The organism is Corynebacterium sp. HMSC073H12, assembly GCF_001837775.1.
GTDB classification, from domain to species: Bacteria; Actinomycetota; Actinomycetes; order Mycobacteriales; family Mycobacteriaceae; genus Corynebacterium; species Corynebacterium amycolatum.
In genome coordinates, this window is sequence record NZ_KV834030.1 from 1 (window position 1) to 2176 (window position 2176).

Here is a 2176-nt window from a genome sequence, read left to right on the forward strand (position 1 = left end):
CTTTTGTTTTACCCACAAGTAAACGACATTCAATAGATAAATGTCGAAGCTTATGTCTCGGCGATAGCCACTAATTTTGCTTGGTTGTTGGTACTTGGAAGGGGGCCGATGCGCAGTAGACCGGTAGCGGAGGCTCCTCGAATTCTGGCACTTAGCTTGTTGGCATGTGCGATTCATCTATTGCACTTCTGTGCCTATCGCCGCCACTCATCCCAACATACTGATACCCCGGATCAATTGAGGCTTAACACCAAGCTGTCCAAATAGGGAGACATACGCTTACTTAGTAGTCAGCTCTGATTTTCGAGTCGTACCTACGAGATGCTGTGGCGGCCTCCTCGATCGCGCCAAAAGAAAATCCCGTCTGGGTGAGGTATTGCCTGCGCCCATACGGGAATGTGTCGTATTTAGTTAGGCTAGCTCTGTCTGGGATTAAGTTATGCAGCCGGGCTAATCAGAGTACCGAAGTTAGTTATTACTGCTCGGCTTAGCCGACGGGACGTCTCCGTAGCCGTCGTGATCCTTATCTTCAGAGTTAATACCTCCGCGGAAAGTGTCGTGAGCACTCGGAGTAACGGCGTGCGGTGCACGGTCGGCGGTGTTGAACAAAAGATTCAAGATGATAGCAGCGACGGAACCTACGCAGATACCCGAAGCCATAAACGTTTGCGCCCACGCCGGTAGTCCGGAGAATAGTTCGGGCGATACAGCAGGAAGTAATGCCAATGCCAACGGAATACCCACCACAATCACGTTGGATTCAGTGAACTTAACTTTGGAGAGAGTGCGGACGCCGGATGCTGCGACCATACCGAACAAGGCGATACCGGCACCTCCCAAAACTGGAGCTGGGATAGCGGCAACGAGAGCGGCCGTCTTTGGAATCAGACCCAAAATCAGCAGCATTCCACCTGCAGCTGCGGTAACCCATCGGGAACGTACGCCCGTGATGGATAGAACGCCAATGTTCTGGGCAAACGCCGTGTATTGGAAGGTATTGAAAATACCTCCAATTACGGTCGCAGCACCGTCGGCACGCAGTGTGTCGGCAATACGGTGATTATCAATATCGGATTCAGTAATCTCGCCGATTGCAAGTACGTCGCCAGTCGCTTCGACCATAGTCACAAGCGAAACAATGCACATGGCAAATACAGCCGAGAGTACGAATTCAGGCATGCCAAAGTAAAATGGATGCGTCAAACCGAAGACTGGTGAGTCCTTAGTTCCAGACCAATCCACCATTCCCAACGGAATGCATAGCAGCAATCCGGAGATCATGCCCACTAGAACGGCAATGCGGGCGAGCCATTCTGGTGCCCATCGCTCAATACTGAGAATTAAAACCAACACAAACGCAGCTACTGCCAAGTTTTGAGGTGCGCCGAAATCTGGAGTGTCCTTGACTTCAGCACCGCCACCAACCCAGTCGGCTGCGACTGGCATAAGCGTCGTGCCGATAATCAATAGCACCGTGCCAGTGACCAACGGCGGAAATAGGCGTAGAAGCGACGCAAAAAGCGGTGCAAAGAGCATCATGAAAATGCCCGATGCAATCACCGAACCGTAGATTGCGGGCACGCCGTATTGCGATCCGATAGTAACCATCGGAATCGCGGCAGAGAAGGTACAGCCCTGAATCAGTGGTAGTCGTACACCAAATCGCCAAATACCCACCGACTGTACGATGGTGGCGATGCCTGCAACAAACAGGTCCGCAGCAATTAGGTGCGGAATATCGGATGGGGACATACGCCCGGCATCCACAAGTGCCCAGCCCACGAAAAGCGGGACTGCCACCGCGCCTGCATACGCGGCGAGCACATGTTGAAAGCCGAGTACAAGCAGTTTCACATGGCCCGGATACTCATCGACCGGATGAACCGTCTGAGCATCGGGCTTCGTTGATGTAGTCACAGTTCGACTTTAGTTCCCTAGTCCAGGTTTTCCTCACTGGAGCTTTATATTGGGGTGGTTTCGCTCCATCTCGCTTTACGACGAGGCCATCGGGTCACGTGACTTTGCTGAGATAACTCGTGAGTGTGCGTGGGAAGCCGCTGAACGAATGCATTGCGGAACAGCTTTAAGTGAAACTCTAGGGTTATGGTCTTCTATTAGCTCGGAAATACCCTAGAAAGGTGTTGTGACCTGCGGGTTCGCTTTATGTGTGAAGTGT

The 2176-nt window shown here is 52.1% G+C and carries 1 protein-coding gene; it reads right to left on the bottom strand.

From position 1 onward, the window contains the following. Positions 1–468: 468 nt before the first annotated feature. The gene (locus tag HMPREF2708_RS03740; RefSeq protein ID WP_070832537.1) at positions 469–1917 is read right to left on the bottom strand and encodes a nucleobase:cation symporter-2 family protein; all 1449 of its coding nucleotides are present in this window, start codon (positions 1915–1917) and stop codon (positions 469–471) included. Positions 1918–2176 lie beyond the last annotated feature (259 nt).